We start from the raw sequence: 15,754 nt of genomic DNA, 5'->3' as shown, positions 1-15,754 counted from the left end.
ATTTACCTTCCATGCTCAATTAGCTCATGTCCATCCTCTTTTTTAAGTATGATAAAAATGCCTCCTGAGCATAAAGTAATAATGCCTAACGTGAAAAAAGATGCATGAAATGTTTTCAGGGTTAATTCAAGAGGATGCGAGGTTACTGAAAAAAAGCGGACCAGAATTGCTGCAACTGCTACACCAAAACTTTGCGAAAGTTGTTGAACTGTACTCATAATACTCGTTGCGGCGCTAATATTTTCTTGCTCAACATTAGCATAAGCTAAAGAATTCATGCCTGTGTACTGTAATGCAATTAGAAACCCATAAAAAAAGGTCAGTAGGACAATAATGACAAGCGATGTAGTTTGATTGACCCATAAAAAAGACCAAAGGGATAATCCTACTAAAAAAGTATTGAGTAACAGTAATTTCTTATAACCAAAAAGGCGCAAAATACGAAGTGACAAAGGCTTTACTATAAGTACGCCTAAAGCAATAGGCGCTAAAAGTAACCCTGATAATTGAGGGGAATATCCTAAACTCACTTGAAAAAGTAATGGCAGCAAAAAGGGGATTCCGCCAAATCCTAAGCGGGCAAGTAAATTGCCGATAACAGACACTTTAAAAGTTCTAATGCCTAATAATTCAACTTTAACAATTGGATATTGTTTATTCTTAGAATGCCAGCAATAAAAAAAGAAAAGAAAACAAGATACAGCAATGATTGTGGCTGATTGCGAATTTTCAACATCGGATTCACTAAGGGTTGCCAAACCAAATGTTAAAATGGCAAGGCTACTGCCAAACAAGATAAAGCCTATTTTATCGAGTGAGTGGACTGGGCGGGGCGGCATCTCTGGAAGTAATTTAGTTGCCAGTAATAAAGTAAAAAAGCCAATAGGCGCATTTATCCAGAAAATCCAACGCCAAGATAAATGAAACGTAATGAAACCGCCAACTACTGGGCCGGACATCATACCCAGGGCAGCAACCATGACAACAATTGACATTTTGGCTACTAATTCATGGCGTTCACAAGTGCGGATAATGATCAATCGTCCTACTGGTAATGTTAACGATCCACCCAGCCCTTGCAGTATGCGGGCAATAATCAATTCTGGTAAATTTTGGGTAAAGCCACACCAAATGGAACTTAACGTAAAAAAAGCCAATGCTCCCATAAATACTTTCTTAACCCCAAATTTGTCTGCAATCCACCCACTAATCGGAATGAAGATTGCTAAGCTTAAAAGATAGCTGATTAGGGCTATTTTTAAATCAATTGGATTAACTTTAAAACTTTTTGCCATAACCGGAATAGCTGTGTTGATTACTGTGGTGTCAATTGCCTCCATAAGCATGGCAAATGAAACAAGTAAAAGAATAAGATTTTTTTTCATCGTAGTTAATTTATTTGCGGTAACGGACAATAATTTAAGGGGCAACCATTTCAAGTAACATTGATTACCCAAGCAATGGGATTTCCAATCATTCACTTCAATTGACCTATACTATATTGAAGTAGGCGAAGTTCTACAAACTGGGTTGCATGGTATAGAGGATGAAACCATAACAGATGTACTAGAATGTAGGGGTATCGGCATTGATTGTTTCTAGCTCTAAATTGGCCTTGGGTAAATAGATTTTGATAGGTCTTAAAGGTGATAGGATGTCACTCATTGATAAAATCTTAGGGAAGCCTTTAACCCTACGCCAACGTAAGAAGCAAGAACTTAGCATTCTTACCGGCATTCCTGCCTTAGGCTTGGACTCTTTTGCCTCCACTGCTTATGGTCCTGAGGCCGCTTTAATGATTTTATTACCATTAGGCATGGCAGGGCTTCATTATTTTTCCTTCATCATGCTAGCAGTCATTGCAGTTCTTATTATGCTTTACCTCTCTTATCAACAAACTACAGCTGCGTACCCTCAGGGCGGAGGAGCTTATATTGTTGCGAGTGATAATTTTGGCAAAAAAGCAGGTATATGGGCTGCAATCGCTTTATTAATCGATTATCTTCTCAATGTTGCCGTTGGCATTTCAGCTGGAGTTGGCGCAGTCGTTTCAGCGATCCCTATACTTCAACCTTATACACTGTTGCTTTGTCTTTTGGTTCTGACTCTCCTTACCTTCCTTAATTTGCGTGGTGTTCGTGAATCTGGATTAGCGTTTGTTACGCCAACGTTGTTATTTATTGTCTGTATCTCTATTGCAATGTTAATTGGATTATTTGAGAGTTTACGAACCGGAGGGCATCCTCAGCCATTGGTATCGCCTCCAGAATTCCCACCTGCAACGGAAACCATCAGCGGATGGTTGATTCTAAGTGCGATTGCTAATGGGCTGACAGCGATGACAGGGATTGAAGCAGTCAGCAATGCTGTTCCACTGTTTCGTAATCCAAGGGTTAGAAATGCCAGATGGACTTTAACTGTAATTTTGCTTACGCTAGCTTTATTTTTATTAATTCTTGGGTATTTAATCCCAACTTATCATATTGTAGCCATGGATGAAAAAAATCCAGGCTATCAAACAATATTATCTCAGTTGATTGCTGTAACTACTGGCAAGGGAATATTTTATTATTTTTCTATCTTTATTATTTTCTTTGTCTTAGTCAATTCAGCACAAACCAGTTTTATTGCTTTTCCGAGAGTATGTCGATTTTTGGCGGAAGATCACTTTCTTCCTCATTTTTTTGCTGAACGAGGGCGCCGTTTAGTTTTTTCATACGGAATCATTTTGTTAGCAATCTTTGCTGGGTTGCTTCTCATCCTTTTTAAAGGAATTACATTAAGTCTAATCCCCTTATTTGCCGTTGGGGCGTTTACTGCATTCCTTTTTTCACAAAGTGGAATGGTTGTTTATTGGCTACGGAACAAGAATAAGCCCATGGCTAAAATTAAATTATTTTTTAATGCGCTGGGCGCTACATCAACCGCTTTAGCACTGATCATCATTATCGCCGCTAAATTTATAGAAGGTGCGTGGATCGTTGTAGTCCTTATTCCAATGGTTGCTTTTCTAATGCTGCAGATTCGCCGGCACTATAAAAAAATAGCGCGTGAAATTGGTTCGCCACTAGAGTTGGATGTTGCTGAATTAAAACCGCCTGTGGTTGTTGTTCCCATTCAAAACGTGGATCGTGTGGCTGTCCGTGCAATTGAATTTGCCATGCTTCTTTCAGATGACATCACAGCAGTTTTAATTGATAGGGAGGGAAATGAGCAGTTAGTGAAAGAGTTATGGGATAAAAATGTAGTTAAACCAGCCAAAAAAAAGCACGCAGCAGTGCCGAAACTAAAAATCGTTAAATCACCTTACCGCTTTATTTATGGGCCTTTTATGAGATTCATTAAAAAAGTAAAAAAAGAAAAACCTGGCCAGTTAATAGCAATCATTATCCCTGAACTCATCGAACCGCACTGGTACGAATTTTTACTGCATAATGTTCATGCAACAGGGTTTCGGACTTTGCTTTTTTTAGAACGCGATCAACGCACCATTATCATTACAATTCCATGGTATTTGCGTGAATCAAGAACCTAATTCTGCCCTATAATGTCTACCAATCGCATGGCAAATGATTCAAACAATCCGGTTTTCTTTTACTCCATTACGTTGCCCCCTTACATAAGGATACACGGAATTGATATGCCTGAATCCACAATATCATCCTGATCATCTTCCACCTGATAGGCTTCAACGTTGGTGGTTTGGGGTTGAGAGAGTGTGTACCACAATCGATTAGGGTTGGTGATTTGAAAATTTTGTTTTTCAGCTTCGGCAGCTTGAGGATTAAAACAGAGCTGAAATTTTTTTGCTTGCTCAGAAGACATTGCTGATTGGGCAAGGTCGTTATAAAGCCTTTCCTCGGCATTTCCTGCATAACACTTTGTACTTACTAATTCATTAATGTGTTTGCATTCTTCCAAAGAAAGGGATTCAAATATCGCTGCTCGGAGTCTTAGGAATGCTTCTACATTCGAGTCCAATGTTAACTCAGTCGTTGACTGATTACAGAGGTAATATAGCTCCAAAGAACAAGAAAGAAGCCCTAAATATTTGGAGTGATAATCCGTATGGGGTAGAAGGCGTTTAAGTAGAGTTGCTGGATCAACGTTAGAATAGCCTAATTGCCTCATCCAAATGGCAAAAGGATTGTTATGTAATCCCTTAATTTCATTTCCAAGAGTAGCGCCTTGTTCCAGTAAACGGTCGAGTACCTGAAAAAAGCGTTCACTGAATTGAGGTGGATTGCCAAAAATATGCGCATTGAAGCATGATAAGTCTCGTGAAAGGACCTGTCGTTTTGATAATAAGAAGTCCGTATTCCCGTATTGAGCTGTTCTAAATGATAAATAAATAGGCGTACTAAGAGTTTCATCACTCATAAGTAAATCGTAGTAGCCGGGATCGAATTCATAAATAGCTTTTAAAATGGCAGTACAGGGTAATGAAGCTGCAATTTGTAGGGGGCATCCCATGGTTCGATCGATGGTTGTAAAAGCGCGTTTGGGTAGCCGACTTAAACACATCTCAACTTTAGGCAAATTTTGGTTAGCAACATAGTGAAGTAGCCTTGATTTCAGGGCTCGCTCATCCATTTCATCCCAGTTATCTTCTTCATAAGAATAAACCAAAGTTGATTCACCTTTCTTCTCACTACTTAGGTTAGAGAGGATCCTTTCTAACCCTTCAATGTCATGTAAAGCATATTGTGGCTGCTTAACTAGGTTGTCTACCAGGCGAAATAGGGGCTTATCGAGATAAATGTTTTCAGAATATACCTCGATTAATTTAGACAATAGGGCAACAAGCTTTGCTGATTCTTTTGTCTCATTCTGCTTAGCTAAAGATAACCATTCGTGTGCTTTTTGTATTTTTAATTGCCTGAGCTTGTCCTTAAATTCAAGAAAAATTTGCATCGTTGCATGGTGAATATCTTCATTTTGGTAGTTATTGGTAAAGATACTGAAGACAATCTGGGCAGCTGAAAAAGCATGGGTACCGCATTTACCAAGGGGGTAACTTTTAAAATCATAAGGAACACGAGCGTCATCCCCTCTAAGCATCAAATGAAAAGCTGCGTCCTTAAAGTGATTAGAAGGGCAATGGTAGTGCTGAAGCGAATTGAAAATAAAGTGTTCAATTTCTTTTTGTAACGTGACGCAGTTCTCATCAGAAATAGAATGGCTGAAAGAGGAGAATGCTTCATTTAAGCCATAGTTAGCTAAACTCACGGCATCTCCTCTACCGGAGCCGTTTTTTTGCTCATCAAGGCCCTTTTCTAGTTCGACATGCCGTAATGCTAAGCCATTAACTCTTAAAAACTCCAAATCATCAAGATCAAAAACAGAAGTCACGATTTTAAACACCTAGATTTAAAAATTTTCAATTATAGGGAATTACTGACTTCAGTACAAATACGGAAATACGTTCTGACTGGGTATGGCGCGGGAAAAAACATTCTCCAATTATTATTTCGAAATATCCGCTTGAGCCTTTTCTACTGCCAAATAAACACTAACAATAGTAACTAGGGCTAATACGATTAAATACACAGAAACGGGCCAAGTTTTCCCGTGAGTCCAATTCACTAATCCAGTAGCAATTAATGGAGTTAATCCACCGGAGAGTGCTGCAGATAACTGATAAGCAATCGCTGTTCCACTATAACGAATACGTGTTTTAAAGAGTTCAGTATAAAATGCACCTTGAACCCCGTGCATTGCTGCATGGGGGATGCACATGCCAAATATTAAAGCAAAATAGATCAAAAGAGGAATTTTGGTTTGTAATAACCAGAAAAAAGGAAAAGCAAACAGCCCCATCAATAAAGCACCTGCGATATACACCGGGCGACGTCCAATCTGGTCAGAAAGTTTCCCAAAATAGGGAATGAAGAACGGCTCCAAAGCCGCCCCCATCATCACTGCGTACAGAAGGGTTTTTTGGGGTAATTGCAACTCTATAGTGCCATAACTAAGCACAAAAACCGTCATGACATAGAAAGAGGCGCTTTCAACAAAACGAGCACCGATGACAAGGATAAAATTTTTAAAATGGGAGCGTAACATTTCCAAGGCAGGAACTTTAGGGAACCGCTTATGCTTTCTAGCTGCTTCAAAAACCTTGCTGTCCATAATTTTTAATCTGAGATAAAGCCCTAAAAGCACGACAACAAAACTCAATAAAAAAGGGATACGCCAACCCCAAAGTAAAAATTGTTCACGTGGAAGCGATGAAAAAATAAGAAACATTGCAATAGAAATGACTAAGCCGAATGGCGCTCCAGAGTTTGGCCAACTTGCGTAAAACCCTCTTTCATTTTTGCGGGAGACTTCAGCGGACATAACCACTGCGCCCCCCCACTCACCACCGACCGCAATTCCTTGCAGGCATCGTAAAAGCACGAGCAATATGGGTGCAAATATGCCGATTGTATGATAGGTAGGAAGTAACCCGATCAAAAACGTCGATCCACCCATTAAGCATAGGGTAACAACGAGCATTTTTTTTCTACTTATGCGATCCCCATAATGACCGAAAATAATACCACCCAAAGGTCTTGCAAAAAAACCTACAGCATAGGTTGCATAGGCTGCCATTATTCCTGCATAGGGGCTGAACTTAGGAAAAAAAAGAACGTTGAAAAATAATGCGGATGCTGTACCAAAAAGATAAAAATCATACCATTCAACTGTTGTTCCAATAAAACTTGCGATAGCAATTTTTCTCGATGCCTTCGATTTTGGATCTTTTCGTATGATGGCCATAGGATTATTTAGTACGAGGGTATATATTCATCCTATATGAATAATTTTAAAAAAGCGAATCGTCGCTAGGCAGCTACTAATCCCGCTATGCAATGATTTTCGCACGAAGTAAGAGAATAAAAATTGGATCAGTGCAAGATAAGGAAATCAAAATGAATTATTTAGGGATTATCTTAAAAGCATTAGACAAATTTGCACAAAATTTTCTCGCTCTCATTCCTAATATCATCATTGGATTTATTATCGCGATTGTTACCTACTTTATCAGCAAGGTGATGGGGCGTATTGTGAGCTCGCTTTTACCTAAAATGTCAATCCGTGCAAATTTAGTCATCATATCGCGTAAATTAACAATTATATTTGTATGGTTTATTGGAGCCTTAGTCATTTTAGCAATAGTTGTTCCCTCGATTACCACTGCGGATATTTTGACTACATTTGGACTAACCTCTGTTGCTATTGGCGTCACGTTCAGGAATATTTTCGAAAATTTCTTTACAGGTATTTTGCTTTTATTTAGAGAACCTTTCAGTATCGGGGATTTTATTGAAGTTGATTCACAACAAGGTTATGTGCATCGCATTTCTGTTCAAAATACTCATCTGCGTAAAACAGATGGGACAAGGGCGTTTATACCCAATTCGAAAATGTTTACGAGTACAGTGCAAATACTGACCGACACAACACTTAGGCGAAAAAAGGTTACCTGTAGTATTGATTTCGGTACTGATGTGGAAAAAGCCCGCACAACGATTAGAAAAGCGGTCGAACAATGCGAGAGTGTCTCTAAAGATAAATACATTCAAGTTTATGTTGTATCCTTCTCATCTAATGGTATCGATTTTGAAATATATTGGTGGGCAAAACCTGCGCCTAGCCAACTTCGTCATTCGCTTGATGAGGTGCTTACGAGCATTAAAAAAGCGCTTGATGAAGAAAAAATTCCGATGACTTATTCAACTTCACTGAGTTTGAGTGAACCGCTAACAGGGTTACTTAAGCCAAACGACTAATTATGGAGCGAATTGCTTATTCAAGGTAGAAGGAAACTTGGCTTTGCAGGTGCATTTTGCGGTAAATCGGTTTTCCAGGGAAAAAGTGAGAATATTGTTTAGGGATAGGAACATCTAAATGCTTTGTATTTCAAGCTGGAATGCTTCATCAACCAGTATTAAATGGTTTGTAGGAACATTGTGCCATTCTACTTTATGGCTCGTTAGTTGCTCTGAAGCAATCAGGACTGATTGTTTAGCCTGATTTTCAGAGTTTCCCATATGACAATAGCCGTCTTGATACTTAAATCCACTACCAATTGCATAATGCAGACTTCTTGTTTTTTCATTTTTATTTGAAACATAACGCATGGCTAAAAGGGTTTTGCCGTTACTTATCACCGCATTTATAAAATTCATTTCCTTAATATGCGATTTTTGTTGAAGGGTTTCAATATAATCCAGTGTTTTTCGGACAAGATCCGCACAAACGTGGATATCGAATGTTTTTTTTGAACGAATTAAGAAATCTAAAAATACAGCAAAAAACAATTCAGAATCAGTTTGCCCTTTAATCCAGTGATAAATTTCATCTGACAATTGATTTGTGACTTGGCGCCTTAATTTATCGAAACCATTGATAATACCATTATGCATAAAACAATATTCTTTATAGATGAACGGATGGGTATTAAAAATATTCACATCACCTCGACTGGCTGCCCGAACATGGGCGAGAATACACCCGGAGAAGATTTTTGTCGAAAGCGTTTCCAGGTTCGAGTCATTCCATGCGGGTTGTATCGATTTAAAAACGCCAGGATATTCATCAAGTTGTTTCACGTACCAGCTTATACCAAAACCATCTCCATTCAACGGGTGTTCCATTTCTTGTGCGTGAATGCTTTGCTTAATTAAAGAGTTAACTGGTTTGTATAGGAGATCATGTAAAACAAAAGGTTTCCCAAGATAAGCAATAAACCGACACATAATCAATTATCCTTAATTTGTATGGTGTATTAGGGTCTGTTGACAATTGATTTTACAGCTGAAAATTAAGCTAAACTAGTTCAATTTTGCTTTACAAAACCAATTACCAACATAATGATTTTCAATTTCTTCGTGACGCAATATTTTTTGTCCAAAGTGAGCTTGGTTTTGATTTACGAGGGATTCCTTTTTGACTTATAGATCCAAACCACCTATTCTCAAAAAAAGAATATCTTTTCTTTTCTTCGAAATCAAAGAACGATCCTTAGAAAATAGTAGGCCAGGGATAGCTTATTAATGAAAGGAGTCATGGTTAACCATGGGTAAATTTATACCGTCATTCTCTAGTTGCATTTGGATGGGTCTATTAACGGTTTTCTTTTTTTTAGCCATTTGGAACATAATTCAAAAAAAACACAGTGTTCTTAGAAATTACCCAATAATTGGCTACATTCGATACATTGCAGAATGGTTAGGTCCTTATTTAAGGGATTATTTTTATGCGCGTGACCGGGAACAACTCCCTTTTAACCGAGCCCAACGAACATGGGTCTATGAAGCATCAGAAAACATCGATACCACTATTGGATTCGGAACAACTCGCAACCTCAAAACAACTGGTGCCATTTATTTTGTTGATTCCCCTTTTCCTATACTTCAGCGGGAAGTGGTTAAAGCTAAAGCAATAACGGTGGGTAAAAATTGCCGTTATCCTTACACGACTAATTCGTTAATTAATATTTCGGCCATGAGCTATGGTTCGATTTCCAAAAATGCTATTAAAGCGCTTTCTTACGGGGCATATAAGGCTGGTTGTTGGTTGAATACGGGTGAAGGTGGTTTATCCTCTTATCATTTAGAAGGGGGATGTGATATTGTTGCCCAAATTGGCACAGCAAAGTACGGTTACCGGGATAAAAAAGGCAACTTATCGGACGAAGAATTGCGTAAAGCGGCTGCCTATCCACAAGTCAGAATGTTTGAAATCAAATTAAGTCAGGGAGCTAAACCAGGTAAAGGAGGATTATTGCCTGCAAAAAAAGTAACAAAGGAAATTGCTGCCATTCGCGACATCGAACCTTATAAAGACTCTATAAGCCCCAACCGGTTTCCTGAAATTTCTAATTCGAATGAATTATTGGATTTTATTCATCATGTACGAACAGTAACTGGCAAGCCGACCGGTTTTAAAGTTGTGCTCGGAAATTATGATTGGTTGGATATTCTGTGTCAGGAGATCATTAAAAGAGGAAAGGAATATGCTCCTGATTTCATTACGTTGGATGGTGCAGAGGGCGGGTCGGGTGCAGCCCCAGTCACCTTAGCGGATTACATGGGTTTGCCCTTATCGGAGAGCTTGCCGGCTCTTGTTGATACCCTAGTGGAATATGATCTGCGCGATCGCATCAAGATCATTGCTTCAGGAAAGTTAATTACGCCCGAGATGGTTGCTTGGGCATTATGCGTTGGTGCTGATTTTGTTAATTCGGCACGTGGTTTTATGTTTTCTTTAGGGTGTATCCAGGCATTACGATGTCATAAAAATACATGCCCTACTGGCATTGCCACACATAGCCAGTGGCTTACCAGGGGCCTCGATCCGATCAGCAAAGCAGAAAGGGTAAATAATTACGTTCGGAACCTGACTTACGAAGTAGGTGTGATTTGCCATTCCTGCGGAGTGGATGAACCAAGGGAATTAAGACGACATCATGTGCGAATCGTATCCGCAAATGACACTTCAGTTTCTTTGGAAGAAATTTATCCGCCTAAAGAACCAGGGTCGAAGCTTAAAAATAAAAAAGGGACCTCAGACTAACAGAAGCATCGATCAAGTATCCGCCAATTAAAGTCATGTTCAAAGTCAGTTGGCAACAGATAGCGCAATTCATGGCATTATTTTTGCCTTATAAATGCTGCAAGAGTTCAATCGTGTGCTGTCAGATAGTCAATTCATGCGATAAAGATTCCCATAGGAAAGTTTAGTATGGCCGCTCAAAACAAGTCTCATGATCAAATTGTTTACCTGTTACAAGGCGGTGGCGCTTTGGGTTCTTATCAAGTGGGCGTGTGTGAATCACTGCTCGAAAGCGGTTGTCATCCGAATTGGATAGTAGGAACATCCATAGGGGCTATTAACGGGGCAATTATTGCCGGAAATAAACCAGAAAACAGAATCCCCAAATTACATGAGTTCTGGAATTCAATTACTTTTCCATACCCGTGTTATTTTGATACGCAAGACAATTCTTTAGTCCAAGAATTCCAAAATCATTGGTATGCACAATTGGCCGCACTATTCGGACTACCCAATTTTTTTAAACCACGAATTTTTAACCTACAAATGCTTCTATCTTCTACCCCCGATAAAATTAGTTTTTATGATACAAGCGAGTTATATGAAACATTAAAAAAAGTGATTGATTTTGATTTAATCAATCAAAAGAAAGTTCGTTTAACCTTAGGGGCTGTGCGGATTAAAGCTGGACGAACAGTTTATTTTGATAATTATTGTGAAACCATTGGCCCGCAGCACATCATGGCAAGCAGCGCCTTGCCACCCGGATTTCCGGCGATTAAAATTGATGATGAGTATTATTGGGATGGTGGGCTTAGTTCTAATACGCCATTTGCGGTTTTATTGGAAGAAAAAGCGCCTCAAAAATTGTTGTGCATTATAGTGAATCTTTTTTCCTTTCCGAACTATTTGCCTTCTTCTCTTTTGGAAGTCTACAAATACAAAAAAGAACTGGAATTCGCAAGCCGCCATCAAAGGGTTTTACACTATTTTAGTGAATTGCATTTCCTCCAACATTCGTTACATGAATTAGGGAAAACGAGGATAAATCATCCTGAACTCGAAAAAGCACTGAATAAAATCAAAAAATTAGGGCATCCTACCGCATTAAATATTGCCAGATTCCATTATCGCGATCGTCAATGCAACCTATGGAGTAAAGATTATAATTTCTCACATGACGCCATAAGGGAGCACTGGAAAGCGGGTTTAAAAGATGCGGAAAAAGCTTTACAAGATCCGTCATGGATGAAATTTGTAGAGAATGCTAGTGGTGCTGTGATACATGAATTTTAATGAGCAAGGCTACCTGTTATGGGTAAAGCAGGTCCTGATAGATACTCTGTGGAAGTTCTCTTACCTAGGAATGATCTAATGCGTGCAGGACTAATTGAATATTCCTAAGCCGTAATATCCCTACTTTGAAGAACGTAAAATTGTCCACCGGATATAAGCCATTCTATATCTTGGGGGCAGCCAAAGAGTGCCTCAATATTGCGCCCCAAGTGGTAAAGTGTGAGTAATTGGTTGTGGGTTAGCGTCGTCTTATACCCCTGATATTGATGAGTTTGTCCTTGTTGATCTAAATAGAATGAAGCATGCAATTCATCACCCTGCGCTACTCCTTCCGCACCAGAAATTGCAATTTCCACATACATGAATTCGGGGTTTACGCTCTTAGTAAATAACACACCGCCATATTCTCCCAGAAGATAAGGTTGCAGGAGGATGTGGTAGCTCAACTTATCTTGTTTTGTGGAGTAATGGGGTAGTAAGGGTAGGATTTCTTCAATTTTCTGCCAAGCAATTCTAATGTGCTTTATAATATCACTACTGTTGGTTACGTGATGCGAATAGAATAAACCTGCATAACTATACTGTTCACTGTCTTCTAAATTAGTCGAGGATCGAATGATAAAACCCTGATTTGGTGAATCAAAAAGATTGAGCAATTGTTGTAAATCGTTGTCATAGTCCTCCATACTTTGCTGATCTTTTGTCTGGCTGATCGCTTGCACTGAATCGTGCTGCAAAACCAGTGAATAAGGGATGTTAATTCCATTTTTTTCAATTATTTTCAATCGGTTTGCTTTATTGCCAATTTTTTCATTGTTATCGATCTCATCTAAAAAGCACCAATTTATCTTTTTTGTCTGTATAGGGACAACCTGATTACCACTAAGCAAAAGCCTAGATCGAGGTTTTAACGTATGGATAGGATAAAAGATAATTAAATTGAGATTTTTTTCACGGGCAACTATCGAAGTGTGGCTTAACACCCCTCCCTTGGCTAATACCACACCACGAATATGTTGGCAGTTGAGAAGCTGTTCTGGTGATAAATTTTCAGCTAGCAATAAGCTGTTGTTTGGCAACTGGTGAAGAATTAAGTCGGGCTCAAAATAAACGGCAATTCCTCCGACTTTTGTCTGGCTTCCAGCTACTCGAAGCGGAGTAAAAGATGCTTTATCCTCTGCATCAGGAATAAAAAAACCTCGCTCAAGCTCTTGATGGGAAAAATTCAAAGGGAAGTTCAATTGGTTTTGCAGCTCCCATTGTGCGATTCGTTCCTTTAATAATTCAATTAATGCTGATTTATTTTTGGGGAGCCGACGAAAATCATCGATTAACAAATAACTCAAATCAAAAGGTAATTCGAGCTGGCGACGTAGTTTTTCTAATAATAAGCCAAGGAACTGCCATTCTTTTAACTGCAAGTTCCGCATTTTTTCACGAAAAGCCTCTGCTGCAAAAAAAGAGTCTTGTTGAGCATCGCGATTTTGATCAAAGATGAATTGATCCGCAGCTAAACTGTAGGATTGTGGTGTTGGAAGGGTGAATCGTTTTGCTGTTAGTGGATAAGATTTTTCCTGCATTTCATCATAGACATGACGATGGAGTATGCCGCTATAACATTGCCATTTATTTTGGTAAAGATTGGATAAGACTTGATTAATTAGCCGTTTCAAATGTTTTGTTGAAATTGGTTGTTTAAGACGTTGTATTCCCTTTAAAAGCTTTAGTTCTGTTCTTGGTAAGATGGAACCATAATAATCGAAAACCAGTCGTTCGAGTGCGAGTTTGCATGCAACATGGACTAATTTTTTTCTAATATAACCCTGGATTTTTCCTGCTGCAAAAACGCTTTTTTCTAAGCCTTCATCGAGGTAAATACGATAAGATAATCCAAGAAGTTGTTGGGTTGCTGCAGGAGTTGATTGAATAAAATATCCAAGTTTACGCAGCGCTTTAATGCAGCCGCCTTTTTTATTCCAGCGGTGATTTAGAATATCGATCATGAGTGGTGAAGGCTCATCAAAACCCTCTTGAAAACGTGTGGCAGTGAAGTGGCTTGAACCAATTTTATCGTCATAAAGTGGTTCATGGGTTAGGAAAGCATGACGATTGATCACACGTGGGTTGTTGAGATTATGATAGAGGTCGATTGAAACAAGGTAATTTTCCAGATTATAGCTGAGTTTGATATCTTGTTGAAACGTAAAGAGCAGCTTGCGGATCAGCTGGCAATGTTTTTGCAGATTAATTTCTTTAAGCAAATCGTTGGAAAAACCAGAGAGAGGTTTGCCACTAAAAAGCCCAATAATCGTTGAATTTTGACCAACTCGAAGCTGCACTTGGCCTAGGGATGAATCATGATAAGTATCAAACTCAAGAAAGGATTGGCCATTGGGCTCGCAATCTACCCCACAGTTTTTTAAAAAATCCAATACAGAGAGCGGTTTTAAACGATTAAATGCATAAAAGACGAGATCAACTAGAAATGGTAAGCATAAAAAGAGACTGATGAAAAACAGCACTTGTAAAGGGATCTCAAAACTATAAATCAAAAAAACAGAAAGCGCTGTGAGTAGCAAGTTTCGAGTAATATTCAATAAAGGTAGACGGAAATTGGGTTTAATTGCCACGACTCTTTCGAGAATGTGTTCGCGTAATAAAGCTAAACGTGTTTTTCTAGGAAATTGTAAATTGGCTAAAAAACTCATACTCCAAACGGCATAGCAAAGCACTAAATAAAAATAATTCACAGGTAAAGGCGCATTGACTGCATAAAGTTCAAGATCAAAGGGGATCGGAATTTGGATGATGAGGTAAAAACAGGAAGCAGTGACGATGGTGCATAGGAGTGCACTGAGATAGGGATAATAATTGAAACGTTGGCTTAGAAGGGTTTTGAAAAACTCTCGGCGCCGGATGATATACAGTAGGATGAATACGGCTGTGATGATAGCTACTAATGGATTCAGTACAGATAGGTTGCTTTGGGGCGTGATAAAAATAAATTCTTTAACACCAAGTTTGCTCAAACGGTTTGGAAGTTCGTCATGGCTAGGTGAGTGATACATGAGGGGGCGTTGACCTTTGGCAACTAAGCTTTGATAGGTAGTTATCTGGTCTTCGAAAGACAAATTTCCTGACTTATCAAATAGAACAAAATGTGGCTGTTTTAATAAATAATGTGCATATTCGGGCGAAATATTCATAACCACAGGAAAAGGGTTATTTGCCCTAAGGTTAAGTAATGCATTCAGCCCTCCAGGGAAAAAGTACAATTGATTACCCGCGAGGTCATTTTTTGAGATGGGTGAATTTGCTGGCAACCAATCATACCCAGCCGATTGAACCCCGAGCTTACAATACAGGACTATTTTTTTCTGCTGATTCTCATGAAAAAAGAATGGTAATTGATCTTTTTCTGGAAGGGCAATGGAATCAACTAGGTGAATGTGCTCATATGCCTTTTTTCCACGAATATCGACTAAGAGGGGAGGATTGGCAGATTTTTGCCATTGATAAACTTCTTCAGGAGTAACGGGAGTGTTTTGGATTTGGTTTTTTGCTAGGTTATAAGTCAAGAAGGTCAAAAGTAAAATTAATCCAACGATACCCAAACTAGCTACGACGCGAGTCAAGTAAATTTGCCAGACAATAAATAGTTTAGTTTTAACCCAAAGGTAGTTGAGGAGCAGGGTTAAGATACCAAAAATAAATAACGCAGGAGGAATGATTCCCCCCCCAATAAAAAGAAAGGTCTCTGGAGGCGGAATTGCATAAGCAGGGTGCGGATAACTGAGCAAACTTAAAATTAGAATGAGAAATGCTAATGCCATTGAATTCGTCTCATTACATGATGCATCGTTTTTGATAATATATTCGTCCCCTAACAGCGTAGCATTTGCGACTAATCTTG

At 38.9% G+C, this 15,754-nt stretch carries 9 protein-coding genes; 4 read left to right on the top strand and 5 right to left on the bottom strand.

The window, feature by feature from the left end:
• Positions 1-2: 2 nt before the first annotated feature.
• Positions 3-1,385 (bottom strand): MFS transporter, encoded by a 1,383-nt coding sequence (locus LMI_RS10555; RefSeq protein WP_045100715.1) that lies wholly within the window; start codon positions 1,383-1,385, stop codon positions 3-5.
• A 269-nt stretch (positions 1,386-1,654) separates the two neighbouring features.
• Here LMI_RS10555 and LMI_RS10550 point away from each other — a divergent pair, with 269 nt between their 5' ends.
• Complete coding sequence (locus LMI_RS10550; protein WP_045099765.1) at positions 1,655-3,535, top strand: APC family permease; 1,881 nt, start codon at positions 1,655-1,657, stop codon at positions 3,533-3,535.
• A gap of 80 nt (positions 3,536-3,615) precedes the next feature.
• Here the strand turns inward: LMI_RS10550 and LMI_RS10545 are convergent, their stop codons facing one another.
• Positions 3,616-5,352, bottom strand: a complete 1,737-nt coding sequence (locus tag LMI_RS10545) for a hypothetical protein (RefSeq protein WP_045099764.1) — start codon at positions 5,350-5,352, stop codon at positions 3,616-3,618.
• A gap of 114 nt (positions 5,353-5,466) precedes the next feature.
• Positions 5,467-6,765, bottom strand: a complete 1,299-nt coding sequence (locus LMI_RS10540; protein WP_045099763.1) for an MFS transporter — start codon at positions 6,763-6,765, stop codon at positions 5,467-5,469.
• Positions 6,766-6,917: 152 nt separating this feature from the next.
• Between LMI_RS10540 and LMI_RS10535 the strand changes: the two genes are divergently transcribed.
• Positions 6,918-7,778, top strand: coding sequence for a mechanosensitive ion channel family protein (locus LMI_RS10535; protein ID WP_045099762.1), 861 nt, complete (start codon positions 6,918-6,920; stop codon positions 7,776-7,778).
• 114 nt (positions 7,779-7,892) lie between these two features.
• Here LMI_RS10535 and LMI_RS10530 read toward each other — a convergent pair whose 3' ends face one another.
• Entirely contained in the window at positions 7,893-8,747 is an 855-nt protein-coding gene (locus LMI_RS10530) for a class II glutamine amidotransferase (protein ID WP_045099761.1), read from the bottom strand.
• 319 nt (positions 8,748-9,066) lie between these two features.
• Between LMI_RS10530 and LMI_RS10525 the strand changes: the two genes are divergently transcribed.
• Both LMI_RS10525 and LMI_RS10520 read left to right on the top strand, forming a co-directional pair.
• Positions 9,067-10,566: an FMN-binding glutamate synthase family protein gene (locus LMI_RS10525; protein WP_045099760.1), complete on the top strand. Its 1,500-nt coding sequence runs from the start codon at positions 9,067-9,069 to the stop codon at positions 10,564-10,566.
• Positions 10,567-10,734: 168 nt separating this feature from the next.
• Complete coding sequence (locus tag LMI_RS10520) at positions 10,735-11,841, top strand: patatin-like phospholipase family protein (protein ID WP_045099759.1); 1,107 nt, start codon at positions 10,735-10,737, stop codon at positions 11,839-11,841.
• A 104-nt stretch (positions 11,842-11,945) separates the two neighbouring features.
• Here the strand turns inward: LMI_RS10520 and LMI_RS10515 are convergent, their stop codons facing one another.
• Complete coding sequence (locus tag LMI_RS10515; RefSeq protein WP_045099758.1) at positions 11,946-15,674, bottom strand: PEP/pyruvate-binding domain-containing protein; 3,729 nt, start codon at positions 15,672-15,674, stop codon at positions 11,946-11,948.
• Between the last annotated feature and the right edge of the window lie 80 nt (positions 15,675-15,754).

This window comes from Legionella micdadei (genome assembly GCF_000953635.1).
In the GTDB taxonomy this organism is placed as follows: Bacteria; Pseudomonadota; Gammaproteobacteria; order Legionellales; family Legionellaceae; genus Tatlockia; species Tatlockia micdadei.
The sequence above is the reverse complement of the archived record's forward strand: the minus strand, read 5'-3'. Positions and strand labels throughout refer to the sequence as shown.

Coding starts and splice junctions, on each gene's coding strand:
- LMI_RS10555 (WP_045100715.1), bottom strand. CDS start 1,385: ATGAAAAAAAATCTTATTCTTTTACTTGTTTCATTTGCCATGCTTATG.
- LMI_RS10550 (WP_045099765.1), top strand. CDS start 1,655: ATGTCACTCATTGATAAAATCTTAGGGAAGCCTTTAACCCTACGCCAA.
- LMI_RS10540 (WP_045099763.1), bottom strand. CDS start 6,765: ATGGCCATCATACGAAAAGATCCAAAATCGAAGGCATCGAGAAAAATT.
- LMI_RS10535 (WP_045099762.1), top strand. CDS start 6,918: ATGAATTATTTAGGGATTATCTTAAAAGCATTAGACAAATTTGCACAA.
- LMI_RS10530 (WP_045099761.1), bottom strand. CDS start 8,747: ATGTGTCGGTTTATTGCTTATCTTGGGAAACCTTTTGTTTTACATGAT.
- LMI_RS10525 (WP_045099760.1), top strand. CDS start 9,067: ATGGGTAAATTTATACCGTCATTCTCTAGTTGCATTTGGATGGGTCTA.
- LMI_RS10520 (WP_045099759.1), top strand. CDS start 10,735: ATGGCCGCTCAAAACAAGTCTCATGATCAAATTGTTTACCTGTTACAA.
- LMI_RS10515 (WP_045099758.1), bottom strand. CDS start 15,674: ATGGCATTAGCATTTCTCATTCTAATTTTAAGTTTGCTCAGTTATCCG.